The sequence below is a fragment of the Marinobacter adhaerens HP15 genome (assembly GCF_000166295.1).
GTDB lineage: Bacteria > Pseudomonadota > Gammaproteobacteria > Pseudomonadales > Oleiphilaceae > Marinobacter > Marinobacter adhaerens.
On the sequence record NC_017506.1, the window covers coordinates 1,054,776 to 1,074,827 of the forward strand.

16 protein-coding genes and 1 pseudogene are annotated in these 20,052 nt (G+C 57.8%); 11 read left to right on the forward strand and 6 right to left on the reverse strand.

All coding sequences use genetic code 11. From position 1 onward, the window contains the following. The first annotated feature begins 223 nt into the window (after positions 1–223). On the forward strand, positions 224–1,639 hold the full coding sequence (locus HP15_RS05160) for an aminotransferase-like domain-containing protein (RefSeq protein ID WP_041645088.1): 1,416 nt from the start codon (positions 224–226) through the stop codon (positions 1,637–1,639). A 6-nt stretch (positions 1,640–1,645) separates the two neighbouring features. Here HP15_RS05160 and HP15_RS05165 read toward each other — a convergent pair whose 3' ends face one another. Next, complete coding sequence (locus tag HP15_RS05165; protein WP_014576512.1) at positions 1,646–2,302, reverse strand: response regulator transcription factor; 657 nt, start codon at positions 2,300–2,302, stop codon at positions 1,646–1,648. Beyond that, positions 2,295–3,809 carry a PAS domain-containing sensor histidine kinase gene (locus HP15_RS05170; RefSeq protein ID WP_014576513.1) on the reverse strand — a complete coding sequence of 505 codons (1,515 nt, stop codon included), beginning with the start codon at positions 3,807–3,809 and terminating at the stop codon, positions 2,295–2,297. The genes HP15_RS05165 and HP15_RS05170 overlap by 8 nt, the downstream gene beginning before the upstream one ends. A gap of 152 nt (positions 3,810–3,961) precedes the next feature. On the opposite strand from HP15_RS05170, the gene HP15_RS05175 reads away from it, so the two are divergent. The 6 genes from HP15_RS05175 (at position 3,962) to HP15_RS05205 (ending at position 11,083) form a co-directional block, all read left to right on the forward strand. Further along, positions 3,962–5,590 carry an acyl-CoA synthetase gene (locus HP15_RS05175; RefSeq protein WP_014576514.1) on the forward strand — a complete coding sequence of 543 codons (1,629 nt, stop codon included), beginning with the start codon at positions 3,962–3,964 and terminating at the stop codon, positions 5,588–5,590. Positions 5,591–5,687: 97 nt separating this feature from the next. Further along, positions 5,688–7,064, forward strand: coding sequence for a solute carrier family 23 protein (locus HP15_RS05180; protein ID WP_041645090.1), 1,377 nt, complete (start codon positions 5,688–5,690; stop codon positions 7,062–7,064). 255 nt (positions 7,065–7,319) lie between these two features. After that, positions 7,320–8,153, forward strand: coding sequence for a metal-dependent hydrolase (locus HP15_RS05190; protein WP_014576516.1), 834 nt, complete (start codon positions 7,320–7,322; stop codon positions 8,151–8,153). Positions 8,154–8,263: 110 nt separating this feature from the next. After that, the gene (locus HP15_RS05195; protein ID WP_014576517.1) at positions 8,264–9,214 is read left to right on the forward strand and encodes a DegV family protein; all 951 of its coding nucleotides are present in this window, start codon (positions 8,264–8,266) and stop codon (positions 9,212–9,214) included. Between the two features lie 139 nt (positions 9,215–9,353). Beyond that, the gene (locus tag HP15_RS05200; protein ID WP_041645094.1) at positions 9,354–10,388 is read left to right on the forward strand and encodes a hypothetical protein; all 1,035 of its coding nucleotides are present in this window, start codon (positions 9,354–9,356) and stop codon (positions 10,386–10,388) included. A gap of 56 nt (positions 10,389–10,444) precedes the next feature. Beyond that, positions 10,445–11,083 carry a LysE family translocator gene (locus HP15_RS05205; RefSeq protein WP_014576519.1) on the forward strand — a complete coding sequence of 213 codons (639 nt, stop codon included), beginning with the start codon at positions 10,445–10,447 and terminating at the stop codon, positions 11,081–11,083. A gap of 71 nt (positions 11,084–11,154) precedes the next feature. Here HP15_RS05205 and fdxA read toward each other — a convergent pair whose 3' ends face one another. Both fdxA and mutS read right to left on the reverse strand, forming a co-directional pair. After that, on the reverse strand, positions 11,155–11,478 hold the full coding sequence (fdxA, locus tag HP15_RS05210; RefSeq protein ID WP_008170541.1) for a ferredoxin FdxA: 324 nt from the start codon (positions 11,476–11,478) through the stop codon (positions 11,155–11,157). A 150-nt stretch (positions 11,479–11,628) separates the two neighbouring features. After that, positions 11,629–14,259: a DNA mismatch repair protein MutS gene (gene mutS, locus HP15_RS05215; RefSeq protein WP_014576521.1), complete on the reverse strand. Its 2,631-nt coding sequence runs from the start codon at positions 14,257–14,259 to the stop codon at positions 11,629–11,631. 81 nt (positions 14,260–14,340) lie between these two features. Here mutS and pncC point away from each other — a divergent pair, with 81 nt between their 5' ends. Next, positions 14,341–14,841: a nicotinamide-nucleotide amidase gene (gene pncC, locus HP15_RS05220; RefSeq protein ID WP_014576522.1), complete on the forward strand. Its 501-nt coding sequence runs from the start codon at positions 14,341–14,343 to the stop codon at positions 14,839–14,841. A 164-nt stretch (positions 14,842–15,005) separates the two neighbouring features. After that, a complete protein-coding gene (recA, locus tag HP15_RS05225; protein ID WP_014576523.1) occupies positions 15,006–16,052 on the forward strand; it encodes a recombinase RecA in 1,047 nt (348 codons plus the stop codon). Here recA and HP15_RS05230 read toward each other — a convergent pair. Then, positions 16,049–16,498 carry a hypothetical protein gene (locus HP15_RS05230; RefSeq protein ID WP_041645096.1) on the reverse strand — a complete coding sequence of 150 codons (450 nt, stop codon included), beginning with the start codon at positions 16,496–16,498 and terminating at the stop codon, positions 16,049–16,051. The genes recA and HP15_RS05230 overlap by 4 nt on opposite strands. A 51-nt stretch (positions 16,499–16,549) precedes the next feature. Between HP15_RS05230 and HP15_RS05235 the strand changes: the two genes are divergently transcribed. Then, entirely contained in the window at positions 16,550–17,020 is a 471-nt protein-coding gene (locus HP15_RS05235; protein WP_014576525.1) for a flavodoxin family protein, read from the forward strand. 15 nt (positions 17,021–17,035) lie between these two features. On the opposite strand, the gene HP15_RS05240 is transcribed toward HP15_RS05235, so the two are convergent. Further along, the gene (locus HP15_RS05240) at positions 17,036–17,413 is read right to left on the reverse strand and encodes a PilZ domain-containing protein (protein ID WP_008170530.1); all 378 of its coding nucleotides are present in this window, start codon (positions 17,411–17,413) and stop codon (positions 17,036–17,038) included. Positions 17,414–17,630: 217 nt separating this feature from the next. Between HP15_RS05240 and HP15_RS22985 the strand changes: the two are divergent. Further along, positions 17,631–20,038: pseudogene (locus tag HP15_RS22985) on the forward strand (AAA family ATPase). Positions 20,039–20,052 lie beyond the last annotated feature (14 nt).

Here is a 20,052-nt window from a genome sequence, read left to right on the forward strand (position 1 = left end):
AAAGCGCTGGCCTGTTTGGAAATATCATCTGATTTCGAGCCTATTGTAGGAAAAGATCTGACTGCCATAACAGATTCAGATAATCTGGTTTTGAACCGGTACAGAATGCATTTGGTGAGATCTGTATTGGTCATATCGGAAGCAATCTGTACTGCACCGAACAGCTCGGGTTCTGGTGCAATAGATCATTATCACGATGAAGCTTCGCAGGCGAGGGCGGGCAATGGGCATTCTCTACAACCAGGTCGCGGATCAGCTTCAGGGGCTGATTCATGAAGGCGTGTACCGGGACGGCGAACGGCTACCGGGCGTGCGACAGTTGAGCCGGCAGTTCGGGGTTAGCATCTCGACCATCCTCCAGGCACACCAGACGCTGGAGGCGCGGGGTTTTCTGCAGGCCCGTGAACGTAGCGGCTACTTCGTACGGCTGCCCACTGTGGACGCCCCCGAGCCTGTTATGCGCCGGCACCGAAGCCGTCCGGTTCCAGTCAGTGCCAGGGAGATGGCCCTGGACCTGTGCGCGGACGAACAGAAGCGCATGGTACCGCTGGCCACGGCGATCCCCCACCCGGATTACCTGCCGCTCCGCCAGATCCAGCACAGCACGCTCTGGGCGGCACGCCGGGGTCTGGAAACCCTGGACTATGCCTTTCCCGGCAAGGAATCGTTCCGCCGGCAGATCGCCCAGCGGATGGCCACCCTCGGTGTGCCGGTGACGCCAGACGACGTACTTGCCACCAATGGCGCCCAGGAGGCGATCATACTGGCGCTGAGAGCGGTAACCCAGCCCGGAGATATTGTGGCCGTAGAATCGCCGTCTTTCCCGGGCATTCTTCAGGCTCTGGAAGTGGTCGGGCTGAAGGTCATTGAAATTCCAACGCATCCTTCCGAGGGTCTGAGCCTTGAAGGCCTGCAACTGGCCCTGGAACAGTGGCCCCTGAAAGCCTGTGTGGTCGTGACCAATCACAGCAACCCCATGGGCGCGCAAATGTCCGACGAGCGCAAGAAGCAGCTGGTCTCGATGCTGGCGGCAGCGGCTGTTCCGCTGATCGAGGACGACATCTACGGCGACCTTCATCACACCGGGGACCGGCCGAAACCGGCCAAGGCCTTTGATCGGGCGGACAATGTGATTTATTGCAGTTCGTTTTCAAAGACTATTTCACCGGGCCTCCGGCTGGGCTGGATGGTGCCGGGGCGGCATATGGCCAGCGCCAGGCAGCACAAGTATTTCGTTAATCTGGCCACGTCATCGATTCCACAGATGGCGGTAGCGCATTTTCTGGAGCAGGGCGGCTATGATCGCTACCTCCGTTCAGCCCGGCAGCACTATCGCGAAGCCACCGAACGGATGCGGACTGCTGTGGCCAGGGCCTTCCCGGAAGGTACGGCAGTGAGCCGTCCCCAGGGTGGGTTTGTGCTATGGGTCCAGTTGCCCGACGGCGTTTCCGGCACCGAGGTTTACCACAGGGCCAGGGCGGAGGATATCAACGTGGCGCCGGGGCTGATGTTCTCAACCGCCGACAAATACGACAATTGCCTGAGACTGAACAGCGCCAACCCCTGGAGTGAGCGCATCGAGCATGCCGTGGCCAGGCTGGGTGTGCTGGCGCACGACGTCCAGTCTGAGGCGCGTTAGTGCCGTTCAGGTTTTCTCGCCACGCATGTCCAGCGGATCGAGAAGGCCGGCGGCAATGGCGGTGCCGGTCACATCCGGCAAGCGATCGGCGCCCAGGCGTTTCATGACTCGTGCCCGGTAGAGATCAATCGTCTTGACACTGACATCCAGCTGTTCTGCGATTTCCCGGCTCGTGTAGCCCTGGGCCAGTGGCAGGAACACGTCCCGTTCACGGCGGGTGAGGGTGGCCAGCAGGGCTTCGGTTGCCTCATCACCCTGCAACTGTGGAGCGGACTGCTGATGTTCCTGCAGCGCCTGTTGGACGCTGTCCAGGAGCAGTTGTTCATTGAACGGCTTCTCGATGAAATCGAAGGCCCCGGACTTGAACGCCCTCACCACAATGGGAACGTCGGCGTGCCCGGAGACAAAGATGATCGGCAGGTCCAGCCCCCGCTTCTGAAGCTCCTCCTGAACGTTCAGGCCGCCCAGCCCGGGCATCCGCACATCCAGAACCACGCAGCCCGCTTTCTTGTTGCCAACCGCATCCAGGAATTTCCGGCCGTCGCTGTAGGCTTCCACGTTCAAGCCGACCGATTCCAGCAACCACTGGGTGGATTCCAGCATGCCGGCGTCGTCGTCAACCACATAGACGGTGGTGGCTTCCGGTGTCGCTTGATCACTCATCTGGCTGCATCTCCGTGTTCGGGGTTCTGTTCTTGTGGCCCGGGCTGGCCGGGAAGCGGCAGATCAGGGAGAGTCCGCCCGTTGCTGCCGGCCTGGCGTCCAGGAAGCCTCCAAAGCCTTCGATAATCGAACGGCTCATCGAGAGCCCCAGGCCAAGCCCCTGGGGCTTGCTGGTATAGAACGGCTGGAACATCTGGCGAATGCCCTGCGCGTCGAGCCCCGGGCCTTCGTCGATGACCTCAATCAGGGTTTCGTTCTGATCGTTAATGCAGGTCGTTATGGCGATCTGCGAGTGTGGGCCGGGGTTATCCTCACCGCGAGCCTCAACAGTGGCTTCGATACCGTTGCGGATCAGATTGATCAGCACCTGTTCCAGCAGCACCGGGTCGGCGGTGATGACGGGCGCACAACAGGCCAGATTCTCTCGGATCTGCACCTTGTTTTTCTCGGCCTCCCATTGGCAAAGACGGGCGACATTGCTGACGACTTCGTTCAGTGCGATTGGTGCGGTCCGCTTCTGGCCCTTGCGCAGGAAGGCTCGCAAACGTTTGATGACCTCCGAGGCCCGGTTGGCGTGGTGAACAATCTTCTGGAGGCCGTCGTCCACTCGATCGAGGCATTCGGGATTGGTTCGGGCGCTTTTGAGATAGCGCTGGCTGGCGCTGGCAAAGTTCACGATGGTGGCCAATGGCTGGTTCATCTCGTGGGCAATGCTTGAGGCAAGCTCCCCCAGAGTGGCGAGCCTGGCGGTGTGGGCGAGTTCGTCGGCCAGCCTGCGGTTGTTCTCCTCGGACTCTACCCGGGCGGTGATATCCCGGGATACGCTGATGACCTCAATCACAGCGCCAGTGTAGGTTTCCCGAATGGCCCTGCTGGCAATCTCGAACCAGCGGCGGGAACCGTCCCGGTGAATAATCTCCAGAGTCATGGTGGCGTAGCCGTCGTCCCGTAGCTGGTTGCGGGTTTCAGCCAGCTTCTGAACCACCTGATCGCCCCGGAAAATTTCTTCCAGGGGCTTACCCCTCAGTTCTTCCGGCCAGTAGCCCAGCAGCCGCCAGGATGCGGGCGTGGCATCGATAAACCGTCCGTCCGGGGCATGGCGGGAAATGAGGTCGGTGGTGTTCTCGGTAATCAGCCGGTAAAGACGGTTGGAGCGGGTCGCTTCTTCCCGGTTGATGATTTCGTCTGTAGCGTCTTTGGCCCGCGCCAGAACCGTCGAGCTCCCGATATCGGGGACGAACGTCCACACCAGGAAACGCTCGGTGGTGTCTGCCGGAATTCTGGCTTCCACATTCTCGATCGATCGTTCCTGCTCCAGGGACGACTTCACAAGCGCCTGAACGTTGACCGGCAGCAGATGGAACAGCGAGGTCAGGTTGGCGTTCTGGCAAAGATGATGGCTGGCCAGGTTGCCCTCCAGAACGCTGCCTGTCGCATCCAGGATCAAACCGGGTTGCGGGTCGGCGTCATGCAAACTAAATACACTTGGAGTGGAAAAATCGTTCATGGCTTATCTTTATAGTAAAATAACTATAATACGTTGGTATAGTTTCTAGTGTTTTTGCTATCCAATACTATTCTGACCAGCCCGAAGTATAGCTAGTTTAGCGATATTCCTGAATACGCCATAAGAACAACAGTACTCAAGAGGACCACGCAATGACCTCGATATTTGATCAAGGCCTGGCGCCCGTCGACGCCAACTACGCCGTCCAATCTCCCGTTGATTTCATCGAACGTACCGCCACGGTTTACCCGGAGTATCCCGCCGTCATTCACGGGGCCATCCGTTACAACTGGGCGCAGACCTACGAACGTTGCCGCCGTCTGGCATCAGCCCTCAAAGGGCGCGGCATCGGACGCGGTGATACCGTTGCCGTCATGCTTCCGAATATTCCCGCGATGGTGGAAGCCCATTTCGGGGTGCCCATGATTGGCGCGGTGCTGAACACCCTGAACGTTCGCCTGGACGCTGAGGCCATCGCCTTCATGCTGGATCACGGTGAGGCCAAGGTTGTGATTGCCGACCGGGAGTTCGGTGAGGTGATCAGGGACGCCGTCAGCCGGCTGGACACCAAGCCGCTGGTGATTGATGTGGACGATCCCGAGTATGGCGAGGGTGTTCAGGTCAGCGATCTGGACTACGAGGCGTTCCTTCAGGAAGGGGATCCGACATTCCAGTGGAGCTTCCCGGAGAACGAGTGGGATGCGATCTCTCTGAACTACACCTCCGGCACTACCGGCAATCCAAAAGGTGTGGTCTATCATCACCGTGGCGCCTACATCAATGCCATCGGCAACCAGACAGTCTGGTCCATGGACATGCACCCGGTGTACCTGTGGACCTTGCCGATGTTCCATTGCAACGGTTGGTGTTTCCCCTGGACCATCACCGCCATGGCCGGCACTCACGTCTGCCTGCGCCGGGTTGATCCCGAGAAGATTCTGCAGCTGATCCGGGATCATCAGGTTACCCACATGTGTGGCGCCCCGATTGTGCTTAACGCATTGCTGAACGTGCCGGAATCCGCCAAGGCCGGCATTGATCACGACGTGAAGTCCATGACAGCAGGCGCGGCACCCCCCGCCCAGGTCATTGGTGCCATCGAGGAAATGGGCATCCAGGTGACTCACGTTTACGGTCTGACCGAAGTCTATGGCCCGGTAACCGTTTGTGCCTGGAAATCCGAGTGGGATGCGCTGCCACTGCATGATCGTGCCCGGAAAAAGGCCCGTCAGGGCGTTCGTTATCACACTCTGGCAGGCACGATGGTCGGCGACCCGAACACCATGGAGCCAGTGCCCAAAGACGGCAAAACCATCGGTGAGATTTTCCTGCGCGGCAATACGGTGATGAAGGGCTATCTGAAGAACCCCAAAGCCACCGAAGAGGCCTTCCGGGGTGGCTGGTTCCACACCGGGGACCTGGCTGTATGGCACGAAGACGGCTACATGGAGATCAAGGACCGGCTGAAGGACATCATCATCTCCGGTGGTGAGAACATTTCCACCATTGAGGTTGAGGATACCCTTTACCGCCACCCGGCTGTGCTTGAGGCAGCTGTGGTTGCCCGGCCGGACGAAAAGTGGGGCGAAACCCCCTGCGCCTTTGTGACTCTGAAGCCGGAAGCCGGTGATGTCAGCGAAGAAGACATCATCAACTTCTGCCGCGAGCATCTGGCCCGGTTCAAGGTACCGAAGACCATCGTCTTCTCGGAGCTGCCCAAAACCTCCACGGGTAAGATCCAGAAGTTCGTGCTGAGGGACCAGGCCAAAGAACTGGACTGATTCCCCGATCGGCTGCGCCGGCCCCGGCGCAGCCGAATTAAACCTGAAAAAACAACGCTGTCAGGCACACGCGCCGCGTGAGCCCGGAGACCTTTTTATGCAAATGTTTCACCGAAAGAACGGGGAAGAGCAGCCGTTCTGGCCGGCCGGTCCCTTCAAGGTTCGTCTGCCGTTCGTTCATTACCGCTGGGAGTTCGCGGAGATGGTGCAGGCTCTGATCATGTTCGTGGTCAGCCTGGCCATGATTCCCCTTCTTGAGAAATACCTGGGTGTGCCCTACGACGTGGCTCTGGCCTACGTGGTGATCTGTGGTATCGGTTTCATGCTGCCGGCACTGCTGGGTGTTCCCCTGGTGCCGGGCTGGATTACGCCAGGGATTCCTGTGGTTCTGCTGTTCCTGAGCGACTACGAGCCGGGCCCCGAGGCGATTCAGGCGCTGTTCGCGCTGCAGTTCCTGGTGTTCATTATCTTCCTGGTTCTGGGTATTACCCGCCTGGGCAGCAAACTGGTGGAGCTGATTCCCCGTTCCATGAAAGGCGGGATTATCATCGGTGCCGGTATCGCCGCCCTGATGGGTGAGATTGAGGCAGGCGGCCGCCTCGCCAACACGCCGATCTCCCTGATCATCGGTGGCCTGGTGTGCCTCTACCTGATGTTCTCGGTATCGTTCAAAGGTTTTGTGGAAAGCAATTCAATCGCCCGCAAGATTGCCAACTACGGCATGGTGCCGGGTATGGTGGTTGCGATCCTGGTTGGCTTTGCCACTGGCGAATACGAGGTGCCCAATGTGGAGTGGGGCATCACCAAACCCGCGTTTGACGAGCTGTGGAACTACCTGCCGTTCGCCGTCGGATTCCCGGATGCCAACGTCTTCCTGTACGCCATTCCCACGGCGGTGATCGCCTACGTGATTGCCTTCGGCGATATCGTGGTCGGCCAGTCATTGATGAACCGCGTTGATCATCTGCGCAAAGACGAAGATATCGATAACAGCATCGACCGGGTGCATCTGGTAACCGCTATCCGCAATGGTGGCCACGCGTTCTTCGCACCCTATCCGGGGCTGGCGGGCCCGATCTGGACGGCTGTCACTGCCACCATGGCCGAGCGCTACAAGTACGGTCGTAACGCCATGGACTCCATCTACAGTGGCGGCGGTACTTTCTGGATTACGGGTTTTATTGCCCTTTTCGTTCTGCCGCTGGTGAGCTTCTTCCAACCGGTGCTGCCGATTGCCCTGTCACTGACACTGCTGCTGACCGGCTATATCTGCCTGATGGTAGGGCTGGAGCAGCTGGAGAATAACACCGAGCGTGGCATTGCCGGCACCATGGGCGTTGTTCTGGCCGTCTATGGCGCTGGCTGGGGCCTGGCCACCGGCGCCGTCCTCTATTTCCTGATTGAACGTACCAAATTGCTTGGCTTTACCGCCGACCCGGAAGCGCCGGGCGTGAAAGCCGCGGAAGAGCACTAAACCTGCGTCTTCCGGCTCTGCACCGGAAGGCGTTGACCCCCTGTGTGTCCTTGGGAGGCCTCGTGCCTCCCTTTTTTATGCCTGAATGTTTCCCTGAGGATGGGCGTTGACAGAATGTCATTTCGTGACAATTTGTCTAATTTTTCCTCCCGAAGTATTCCTTCCGCGCGGTTTCCGGGTTTAAACTGCCAGAACTGATGAAATTTTGTCCGCTGTTCAATACTGATAACAACACTACAAAAACAGGAGGCAGTCATGACCATCAGCTCCACGCCCGAGGGGGTGTCCGTTGAGCCGAGACATCTGAGGTTCGATGTCAGCGAGGATCTGAAAACGCTCTGGCATGGCAACGATGCTTTCCGGACCGCGTTCTTCAACGCCCTTTCCCTGCAATTTCCCGATGGCGAGCAGCAGTTCATCAATGCCGTAAGGCTCTATCGGGACAAGATCGAGGATCCAAAGCTTAAAGCGGAGATCCGCGGATTTATCGGCCAGGAAGCCCTGCACAGCAGGGAGCACAAGGATTACAACGAGGCCCTGAAGGCCCGGGGCTACGATATTGATGCCCTGGACCAACGGTTCCGCAAGCATATGGAGTGGGTGGGCAAACTGCCACGAAGCCGCCAACTGGCAGGTACCTGTGGCGCCGAGCACTACACCGCCGTCCTGGCCAATGCCATCCTGAGCCACCCGGAGTGGATGGAAGGCGCCACGCCGACCATGGCAAAGCTCTGGAGATGGCATGCGATTGAGGAAACCGAACACAAATCCGTCGCCTTTGATGTTTACCGGGAATGTGTCGGCAATGAACGGCTTCGCCGGATCGTCTTCCTCTTTGTTACCTGGAATTTCTTCAAGTACACCTTTTTGAATACCTGTAGCCTGCTGAAGGCCGATGGCAAACTCTGGAGCCTGCGCACCTGGGTTGGTGGGTTTAATTTTCTCTGGGGCAAGCCCGGAGTGCTCCGCAAGTGTCTGCCGGAATTCCTGGCGTATTTCCGTAAAGGCTTTCACCCCTGGCAGCAGGATAACCGCGAGCTGCTCGAGCAGAATCTCCGTGAGCTGGATATGACATCGGCAGCACGATAGGGCCGGGTTGCTGAAATTCTGATCGCGGTGTGTAAAACTGTGCGGCACAAAGAATAACGACAATAAAGGGGGCTTCCGTTCGAGAAGCTACCCGGAGCTGGAGGCCCACCATGCGAGTTGGTTTGATCGTCGATTCTGCGTGCGACTTACCCTATGAGTTCAGCCGCAAGCACGACCTGTTCGTGCTGCCGGTAACCGCTGTAATCGATGGCCAGACCTACATAGACAAGCATGATCCGGTTCGGACCCAGGAGTTCTATCAGAGCGGCCTGTTGCAGAAAGGACATCAGGCGGAAACCCGCGCCTTCACCGCAGAGCAGATACACGACCTGTTCATGGAGAAGATCGTCACCCAGTTCGATGTTGCTATCTGCGAGACGGTCACGAAATCCCGAAGCCTGATTTTCCAGAATGCCACCGAGGCTATGAACAGTGTCCTGGCGAATTACGAAGGTGCGCGGGAGGCCGCCGGTCGTGATGGCCGGTTCTTTATGCGTGTGATCGACAGTAAACAGATCTTTGCCGGCCAGGGCCTGCTGGCAGCCCACACGCTCAAGCTGATCGGCCAGAATGTGTCCAAGAATGCCCTGCGCCATGAGGTGGAAACCTTCAGCGACAAGATCTACACCTGCGTCATTCCGAGGGATCTGCACTACATCCGTGAACGGGCACGGCGTCGTGGTGACAAGAGTGTGTCGGCGCTGGTTGCCTTCCTGGGCAAAGCACTGAACATTACGCCGGTTATCTTCGGGCAGGGGGCCGAGGGCCAGCCTGCGGCCAAAACCCGGAGTTTCGACGTGGCCGTGGAAAAGGTGATGAACTATGCCGCTGCCCGTGTCGAAGCCGGGCTTCTGACACCCTATGTAAGCCTGTCCTGTGGTCTTACCTGGACGGAGATCGAGGATTTACCCGGGCTCAACCGACTGCGCGATGCTTGCGAACGCAATGGTGTGGAACTGCTGCTCTCCCAGATGGGGATTACCAGCAGCATCTACGTTGGCCCCGGCAGTCTTTGCCTCGCACTTGCTGCGGAACCCCACACCTTCAACGATTTTCAGTAACTCCTTCTCAGGGTGCGTGACTGAATCATACTGGCCCGGCCGCGCCTCTCCACCTGTAGTTTTGGCAAACCTGCCAGCGTTTCGTTCGTGTTAGCCTCTGGCCTGTGTGTTTCATTTCTTCAACAGGACAACTGACGCCATGACCAAAGGCAAAACGGATCTCGCCAACCAACTGCTTGAGCAGCATGTGAAACATGAGCTGGCTTCGCTAAAGGGCGCAAAGCTGCGGAAGTTCCTGGAGCAGGAGCTCGATGAGCTCTGGCATTATGCCGGCGAGATAACCCTTGGCCGGATAACCTCGGAAGAGCAGGTGATGGGCGTTATCCAGCGTATCGTTATGGACATGGAACTGGATGCAGGCATTCCGGAACTGGCCGCGGAGATGGCCACCGAGGTGCTCAATGCCGATGTGCAGTCAAAGACCACCCTGGGCGAGATCATCACCCGCGAACAGGCCACGGGCTTTCTGGAGGAAGCTCTGGAGCTCCGGCAGCAACGTGAACGGGTGATCAGCGAGATCATGGCGCACCCGGTCTATCAGGAGCTGGTGTCCAATGTCGTGTACCACGGCCTGGTGAACTACCTGTACGAGGATAACCTGATCACCAAGTCTGTGCCGGGCGTTGGTTCGATGATGAAATTTGGCAAGCGGATGGCCAACCGGGCGGTGCCGGGGCTGGATGAAACCTTTGAGCGTCGACTGAAAGCCTGGTTGTCTGACAGCCTGCCCGGTTTGATCAGCCGCAGTGAGCAATTCCTGCACAGTGCCCTGTCTGATGAGGAGCTGCGCGACAGTGTGATGGCGGCCTGGGTGTCTCTGGAGGATCGCACCATTGCCGAGCTGCACGAGGGTCTCGGAGACGTGCAGCTGCAGGAGTTTGTGGTGCTGGGCTATGAGTTCTGGCTGCAGTTTCGCAAGACCGGATACTTTGAAAGCTGTGCCCGGGCCGTGGTTTCCCACCTGTTCGACAAGTATGGCGAGCGTCCGCTTACAGACCTGCTGGGCGATATGGGGGTAAGCCGTGAGGTTGTTATGGCGGAGATAGATGCCTACGCAATTCCGGTTATAGACGTGTTGCGTGAAGAGGGCTATGTTGAGGCCCTGATTCGTCGGCGGCTTGCACCATTTTACAAGTCCGCCGCTGCGCGTAAGATTCTCCAGCAGGAGGCCTGAGTCTGAGATTGTCGGCAGGGCCCCGGGGAAGGTTTCGTTAAGGATTTTGAGAGGGCATGACGTTGATATCGGATCTGTTCTGGGCCTATCTGGTTGCCATTACATTGCTCACCATCACGCCCGGTGTGGATACCCTGCTGGTGATGCGTAATACCGGCCGGGGAGGTTTGCGGGATGGGTGCGTGACCAGTGTCGGCATCTGTAGCGGCCTGTTCATTCATGCCACGCTCTCGGCACTGGGCATCTCCCTCCTGTTGGTGGAAACCGCCTGGGCATTTTCTGCATTGAAGTGGGCCGGCGCTTGCTACCTGGTCTGGCTCGGCATCGGTTCGTTGCGCCAGGCCCTTCGCCGGGGTGACGCGCCTGCGGCAAAGGACGTAACGGTTGCCCGCCGGAAGGTGGGCTTGGCGGTGTCGTTTCGTGAGGGCCTGCTGTCCAACGTTCTTAATCCCAAAACCGCCCTGTTCTACATGGCTTTGCTGCCACAGTTTGTGGATCCGGCAGGCAACGCCTTTCAGCAGTCGCTGATGCTGGCCGGTGTGCATTTTCTGCTGGCAATGCTCTGGCAGTGTGGTCTGGCATGGGTGGTGGTTACGTTTCGGAGTCTTGGTGTAAACGCGCGTGTGAAGCGAACGCTGAACGGCCTGACGGGAGGGTTTTTCGTGGCCATGGGCGCCAAGCTGGCCAGCACCTGACGCAATCACGGAACTTCAGGCAAAGAAAAAGGGAAGCCTCGGCTTCCCTTTTTTGTTCCAGTTCCGGATGCTTACTTTTCCAGATACTGAAGCTTGTTCGGCTTGCCATCCCATTCTTCAGCGTCTGGCAGCGGATCTTTCTTTTCGGTGATGTTCGGCCATTTGGCGGCCAGATCGGCATTCAGCTCCACAAACTGGACCTGATCGGCCGGCAGCTCGTCTTCCGAGAAAATGGCTTCGGCCGGGCACTCTGGCTCGCACAGGGCGCAGTCGATACATTCGTCCGGGTCGATTACCAGAAAGTTCGGTCCCTCGTAGAAGCAGTCTACCGGACAGACTTCCACGCAGTCTGTGTACTTACACTTGATGCAGTTATCAGTAACGATAAACGCCATAGTCAGATCCCTGGTCCAGTGGTCGGTCAGTCTCATCAGGAGCGCCGTCGGGCGCTGCCGTTATATTTTGGTGCGCGATATTGTAGGGAGCGACCCGCACAGCCGCAAGCGTTCGACTGCTATAACCTTATTACACAGATCAATTCTTCGCTATTTCTTCATCAACGCCTTCAGTTCGTAAAGCTGATTCATGGCATCCCGGGGGGTTAATCCGTCGAGGTCCATGTCTTTAAGTGCCTCTTCCACGGCGCTGGGCTCCAGGCTGGCGAACATATCGCCCTGGTAAACGGATTCATTTACCTTGGTTGCCGGCTTGGCCAGGGATGCGTTGTTGCCCTGTTCAGCGGCCGAAGCTGCCGGCGCCGCTGGCGAAGCGCTGCCCTCGAGGTGGGAGAGCTGGGTTTTGGCGTTACGGATCACATCCTGTGGAACGCCGGCCAGCTTTGCTACCTGCAGACCGTAGCTCTGGCTTGCCGGGCCATCATGCACGTTGTGCAGGAACACGATGCTGTCATCGTGTTCGGTGGCCGTCAGATGGACGTTTACGGCATGTTGCAGCTCATCGGCCAGCTGGGTCAGCTCGAAATAGTGGGTGGCAAACAGCGTGTAGCAGCGTATCTCCCGGGCAAGGTGTTCGGCAGTAGCCCAGGCCAGGGACAGGCCATCAAAGGTGCTGGTGCCACGACCAACCTCGTCCATCAACACCAGGCTGTGCTCGGTGGCGTTGTGCAGGATGTTGGCGGTTTCGGTCATTTCCACCATGAAGGTGGAGCGGCCGCCGGCGATATCGTCAGAGGAACCCATGCGGGTAAAAATCCGGTCCACGGGGCCGATCACTGCCCGGTTGGCGGGCACGAAACTGCCGGTGTAGGCGAGCAGCGCAATCAGCGCGGCCTGACGCATGTAGGTGGATTTACCGCCCATGTTCGGGCCGGTTATCACCAACATGCGGCGCTGGGTGTCCATTAGCAGATCGTTCGGTACGAAGGGCTCGTCCAGCAACTGTTCAACCACCGGATGGCGCCCTTCTTCAATGTCAAAACCCGGGGATTCGCTGAACTCCGGCGCGGAAAAGCGCAGGGAGGTGGCGCGCTCGGCAAAATTACTCAGCACATCCAGTTCTGCCAGTGCCTGGGCGGCATCCTGAAGTGGCGCAAGTTGCCCGGCGACGGTTTCCAGTACGTCATCGTACAGGCCTTTCTCACGGGCCAGGGCCCGGCTCTTGGCACTCAGGGCCTTGTCCTCGAACTCCTTGAGTTCCGGCGTGATGAATCGCTCGGCGTTTTTCAGGGTCTGCCGGCGAATATAATCCACCGGCGCCTGATCGGACTGGGCCCGGCTTATTTCGATGTAGTAGCCGTGGACCCGGTTGTAACCTACTTTGAGGGTGCTGATACCGGTGCGATCCCGCTCCCGGGTTTCCACATCCAGCAGATACTGGCCGGCGTTTTCGCTGATGTTGCGCAGCTCGTCCAGCTCCTCGTCGAAGCCTTCCCGGATGACCCCGCCTTCACGGATCACGACCGGGGGATTGTCGATGATGGCGCGCTCCAGCAGATCCGCCAGTTCCGGGTATTCCCCAATGATGGTCGCCAGCCTGACGACGTGGTGGGAATTGACCGGTTTCAGGGTTTCCTGCAGGTCCGGCAGGGCCTGGAAGGCATCCCGAAGCCGCGCCAGGTCTCTTGGGCGGGCCGAACGAAGGGCGACCCGTGCGAGCACGCGCTCAATGTCGCCAACGGCTTTCAGTAGATCGTGCACCGGCTCATAGTGGAACCCGTCCAGCAGTGCCGATACCGCCTGCTGACGCTGGCGGACGATCTCCACATCCCGAAGCGGCCGATTCAGCCAGCGCCGGAGTTCCCGTCCACCCATGGATGTGGCAGTGCGGTCCATGACCCAGGCGAGGGTGTACTGGTGGCCGCCCATGAGATTGGTGTCAATTTCCAGATTGCGACGGCTGGCCGCGTCCAGGATGACTGCTTCATCGCGCCGTTCACGGGTCAGCTTGCGAATATGGGGCAGGGCGGTACGCTGGGTTTCCTTGGCATACTGCAGCAGGCAGCCCGCGGCACAGACGGCGAGATTGAGTTCCTCGCAGCCGAAACCTGTCAGGTCCCTGACCTGAAGCTGATGGGTAATAACCCTGCGGGCCGTATCGGATTCGAAGAGCCAGGGCCCCTGACGGCGTATTCCGGTGAAACCCTCCAGAACGTCCTCGTAGGGAAAATCCTCGCTGATCAGGATTTCCGCCGGACGCAGGCGCTGCAGCTCGCCCTGCAGGGCCTCCAGGTTTTCCAGCTCCGACACGGCAAAACGACCGCTGGAAATATCGAGCGAGGCAAAACCGAACTGCTCCCGATGGTTATAGATAGCCACCAGCAGATTGTCCCGTCGATCCTCCAGGTAGGCGTCGTCGCTCAGGGTGCCCGGTGTGACAATCCGCACCACCTGTCGGTCAACCGGACCCTTGCTGGTGGCAGGATCTCCGATCTGTTCGCAGATGGCGATGGATTGACCTGCCCGAACCAGCCGGGCAATGTAGCCCTCAGAAGAGTGATAGGGGATGCCGGCCATGGGGATCGGATTGCCGCCAGATTGGCCCCGGGCGGTGAGGGTAATATCCATCAGCTCGGCCGCTTTCTTGGCATCTTCGTAGAACAGTTCGTAAAAGTCCCCCATGCGGTAAAAAACCAGTTCATTGGGGTGCTGGCCCTTGATCTTCAGGTACTGCTGCATCATTGGGGTGTGCTTGGAAAGATCGGTCTGAGCTGCTGACATGAACGGGTCCGGTAGCCTTGCTTTGGATGAAGGCGTGAATTGTAAGAAAATAACCGCCGTGATGAAACGAAGGAGGTCATTATGCTGGCCAGCGATCAGGAATTGGAAGAGGCAGGCAACCGCCTTGGTGAACGACTGCTGACAACCGGCCGTACCGTTGCGACGGCGGAGAGTTGCACCGGCGGCTGGGTTGCGAAGGTACTGACCGATCGTGCCGGTTCTTCGGCCTACGTGCTGGGTGGCCTGGTCACGTACAGCAATGAGGCCAAGCAGGGGCTTCTGGGCGTAACCCGGAAATCGCTGGATGAACACGGTGCGGTCAGCGAACCGGTGGTGCGGGAAATGGTTGCCGGTGCCCTGGTGGCGACAGATGCTGACGTTGCCGTGGCTATCAGTGGTGTTGCCGGGCCCGGCGGTGGCAGCGAGGAAAAGCCTGTGGGCACTGTCTGGTTTGCCTGGGGTAGCAGCCCCGCCTTCACCGTGGCGGTGGTAAAACACTTTGAGGGTGATCGTGATCAGGTTCGCAGGCAGGCCGTTCTCTTTGCCCTTCAGGGGGTTAACAATTTTGTGGACGAAGTCTGACGGCTTTCACATCCGGAGGGGTTGGTCTCCTCTGCGGGTTATGTTTTAATACTGTTCAAATATACAGGGAATTGGCTGTTCGAGCTGTACAGATTCCCGATTCACTATTTCGCTGCCAGCCTTTTTCTGAGGGTGGCGGCCCGGGCGACAGAGGGTTTGCACTGATGGAAGACAACCGCAAGAAAGCATTGAGCGCAGCACTTGGGCAGATTGAGCGCCAGTTCGGCAAGGGCGCCGTGATGAAAATGGGCGATCAGCCCCGCGAAGCCATTCCTGCGGTCTCCACCGGTTCCCTTGGCCTGGACGTTGCCCTGGGTATTGGCGGTCTTCCATATGGTCGAATTTGCGAAATCTACGGTCCGGAAAGTTCCGGTAAGACGACGCTCACCCTCCAGGTAATTGCCGAAGCACAAAAAGCCGGCAAAACCTGTGCATTCGTGGATGCCGAGCACGCGCTCGATCCGGTTTACGCCGAAAAGCTGGGCGTCAATGTGGACGACCTTCTGGTGTCCCAGCCGGATACCGGTGAGCAGGCCCTGGAAATTGCCGACATGCTGGTTCGTTCCAATGCGGTAGACGTGATCATCGTAGACTCCGTGGCGGCCCTGACCCCGAAAGCGGAAATCGAGGGTGAAATGGGCGACAGCCACGTAGGTCTGCAGGCGCGACTGATGTCCCAGGCGCTTCGCAAGCTGACCGGTAATGTCAAACACGCTAACTGCCTGATGATTTTCATCAACCAGATCCGTATGAAAATCGGGGTTATGTTTGGCTCGCCCGAAACCACCACCGGTGGTAACGCGCTGAAATTCTACTCCTCCGTTCGCCTTGATATCCGCCGCATTGGTGCCGTGAAAGATGGTGACGAGGTGGTCGGTAACGAGACCCGCGTGAAAGTGGTCAAGAACAAAGTATCGCCGCCGTTCAAGCAGGCCGAGTTCCAGATTATGTACGGTAAGGGCATTTACCACATGGCGGAAGTGCTGGATATGGGCGTCAAGGAAGGCTTTGTCGACAAGTCCGGAGCCTGGTACGCCTACAATGGCGACAAGATCGGTCAGGGCAAGGCCAACGCCTGCAAGTTCCTGGAAGAAAACATGGACATTGCCAACGAGATCGAAGCCAAGGTTCGGGACAAGTTGATGCCCAAGCCTGAACCCAGGAAAGACGCAAAAGAAGAGCCCGCAGAAGCCAACGGCGAGCTGCTCTAAACCTTACCAGGCGAAGACGAAAGGGGCGGCAGGCGTAAATTAAGGCCTGTCGCGCCCTTGCTACCTTCGCTTTTCTTTTCAGGTATTAACTTTTCTTCCAACTCCCGCCGAAAGTGACCCGGTTCAGCGCCAATATCGACCTCGAGCCGCTCCAGGTAATCTGCTCCGCCTGCCTGCTGCAACTGGCTTTTGATCCAGCTCCTGTATCTTAGTCGACGATAGAGTGCCTTTAGTTTTTTTCCGTTGAGATAACGCATCGACTTCTCCTCCTTTCGCGGTTCACCTTGTAATCCATGGTAAGCAGAAGTCTTTGCAAGGTATCGGTTCAGATCGTTTAAAAGTCCTAGTAACAGATCGACTATTTTTGCCTCTGTGCTGCTCAAATAATGAGCATCTGTGCTTGCTGCGTCTTCCTCCGGTTTGAGCTGGCCTAAGAATGAATCCATACTCTCCAGGTGCCCAAATTCTTTGCTCTTCAGCTACAAATCAGGGTCTGTATGGAAGCAAGAAAGAGATTATTGATAGTCGCTCATGCACCTTCCCCAAATACTCTCAAGCTTCGGGAGGCGGCCGAGCAGGGGGCGCACCATGAAGACATCGAAAGCGTAGAGGTAAAGGTGCTGGCGCCCCTGGACGCCGGTCCCGATGACGTTCTGGCCTGCGACGCCATTATTCTGGGCACCACTGAGAATCTCGGGTATATGAGTGGTGCTTTAAAAGACTTCTTCGATCGCAGCTACTATCCCTGCCTCGAGAAAACCCAGGGGCTGCCTTTTGCCTATTACATTCGCGCCGGCCATGACGGCACGGGCACCAAGCGGGCAATAGAAAGCATTACCACCGGGCTGCGCTGGAAGCTGGTCCAGGAGCCTTTGATCTGCCGGGGTGAATACCGGGAAGAGTTTGAAGATCAGTGTCGGGAGCTGGGGATGTATGTTGCGGCCAGCCTTGACGCCGGGCTGGTTTGATTCCGAAGGCCTGGCTCAGCTGGCAAACCGGTTGTAGAAGCCTTCAATCCGCGACAGGGCATTGTCGACAGTTCGTGAATAGCCCTTCTTGTCCAGGCAATAGCTGAACTGGACACTGACGCGATAGCCGGTCTGGAAGGGCTGGCATTCCACCACCCGGGCACAAACCCGCGATTCGCTGATGTACTTGCCGTCAAAATCCATGAACAGACGGGCGCCCGGCTCTACTGGTCGGGGGCATAGCACTGCCATTCCGTACCGGTTGAGGTCCAGGCAGGTAACCGGCGTGGGGTGTTTGCCACGACCAAGGAAGCTACGCTCCCGGAGCTGGACCTTCAGGCAGGAGGCGGGGTAACGATCCTTGATTCTGCGCTCTGCGGAATCATTGGTCATACGCTGGCGTCCGTTGCGTGCAGTGTTTTTATGGTTGGGACATGAAGTGTAGTTCTGGAAAGGCTGGCTGAAAAATGAGCGGCGGCGGAATTGTGAACTGCCTAACAAAATCCCGCGCACTGTGCGCAACTCCAGAAATCTTCGTGCTGAACGCGACAGAGCCGACCGCAGAATCTACAATGACCGGCCAATGTGTTAACCGTTACAGGACCAAACCTTGAAGTCACTGCCTCTGCACCAGCTTTACAAAGCCTGTGTTCTGAAAGATCTGCCGTTCAAAACCACCAAGCAACTGGAGCCCCTGGCTGAAATCGTTGGCCAGAACCGTGCCCAGGAGGCTGTGCGTTTTGCTCTGGCAATGCCCCATGGCGGTTACAACGTCTATGCCGTTGGTCGTAATGGCCTGGGTAAGCGCACCATGATGCTGCGTTACCTCGAGCATCATGTGGATACGGATCAGCAGAGCCATGACTGGTGCTACGTGGCCAACTTCGAGGAGCCGCGCATTCCGAAGCTGTTGCAGCTCCCGGCCGGGAAGGGTACCCAGCTCAAACAGGATATGGAAAAGCTGATGAGTCGCCTGGTCAAGGTTATTCCCCAGACCTTTGACAGCGACAGCTTTCTTGAGCGCTCGGAACAGTTGAAAACGAATACGGCAAAAAGCAGGAAGACGAGCTGGAGAAGGTGGCGGCCCAGGCCAAGCGCAAAAAAGTCAGCCTCACTGTGACAACCCCGGGCGGTTATCGGTTGGTGGCCATGAATGGCGACGAACCCCACACTGCCGAATCTTTCCAGGCTCTGACCGATGAGCAGCGCGACAAGTTCGAGGATGCCATCAACAAGCTTGAGAAAAAGCTCCGGCAGGCGCTTCGCAAACTGGCGGACTGGGAGCAGGAATACGCTGATAAACAGCAAGCCCTGAACCAGGAGACCCTCGAGAGTATCTCAGGCCATCAGATCGATGAGCTGATCGAGAAATACAAGGATCTGCCGGACGTGGTCGCCTTCTTTGAAGCGGTTCGGGCGGACCTGGTTGAAAATCTCGAGATTTTCCTCGACGACAACGAGGAACAGGCAGCGATTGCGTATGCGTCCCTCGACAAGAAGATGCCCCGCCGTTACCTCGTCAATGTTCTGGTGCATCAGAAAACCAACGAAGTGCCAATGGTGGTGGAGGATAACCCCACTTACCACAACCTGTTCGGTTACGTTGAGAACGTCACCTACAAGGGCACCGTGTTCACGGATTTCTCCCTGATTCGCCCTGGCAGCCTGCACAGGGCCAACGGTGGCTATCTGTTGATGGACGCCATCAAGGTTCTGGAGCAACCGTTCGTATGGGATGGCCTCAAGCGTGCGCTGCGTTCGAAGTCCATACAGATAAATTCCCTGGAACGGGAACTGACGCTGTCCGGAACCATCTCAATTGAACCGGAATCGGTGCCCCTGGACGTCAAGATTGTTCTTTTCGGCGACCGTGAAACCTGGATGTTGCTGCAGGAATACGATTCTGAATTCGCCGAGCTGTTTCGAGTCACGGCGGATTTCGAGAACGAAATGTACCGTTCCGATGACAGTCAGCTGCTATATGCCAAGTTCATCGCCAGCCTGGTGAGCGAGAAGAAGCTACTGCACTGTTCGAACAAGGCGGTTGCCCGGGTGATTGAACACAGTGCCCGTATGGCCGAGCATCAGGATCGACTGTCCCTGCACGCGGCCGATATTGCCAACCTGCTGCGGGAATCCGATTTCTGGGCCCGTCAGGCCGGTGCCAAGCTGATCCAGGACCTGCACGTTGAGCGAGCGCTGGAAAGCGCGAAATACCGCAGCAGCCGGATACGGGATCAGTTCTATGATTCCATCCGTGACGGCACAACGCTCGTAACTACAAGTGGCACGTGTGTTGGCCAGGTTAATGCACTCTCGGTGCTGTCCACGGGAGGATTTGAATTCGGTCTTTCCAACCGTGTCACCGCTACCTGCTATTATGGAGATGGCGCGGTCATGGATATTGAGCGAGATGTAAAGCTTGGTGGCAATCTGCACTCCAAGGGCGTGATGATCCTGAGCTCCTGGCTAGCCTCCCATTTTGCGGTCAACGATCCGATGCACCTGTCGGCCAGTCTGACCTTCGAGCAGAACTACGGTGAAGTGGACGGAGACAGTGCTTCTCTGGCAGAGCTGTGCGCGCTGATTTCGTCCCTTTCCGGTATACCGGTTCGGCAGGATCTTGCGATTACGGGGTCGGTCAACCAGTTTGGTGAGGTTCAGCCCATCGGCGGTGTCAATGAAAAAGTGGAAGGCTTTTTTACCACCTGCCAGCTCAAAGGTGGGCTTTCAGGCAGCCAGGGTGTCATCGTGCCATCCACCAATGTGCAGAACCTGATGCTTGACAGCGAAGTGGTGCAGGCAGTGCGCGGGGGGCAGTTTGCGGTTTACGCGGTCGCCCGTGTTGAAGAGGCCATAACGCTGCTGCTTGGAAAGCCTGCGGGCAAGGCTGATGACAAAGGCAGGTACCCGAAGCAGAGCGTTTTTGGCATTATCCAGCAACGGCTAGAAAAAATGCGGGAACACGAGCGTCAGGAACATGCCCGTGACGACCATAAAGACCCGTCAATTCACTGACCGGCGATCATAAG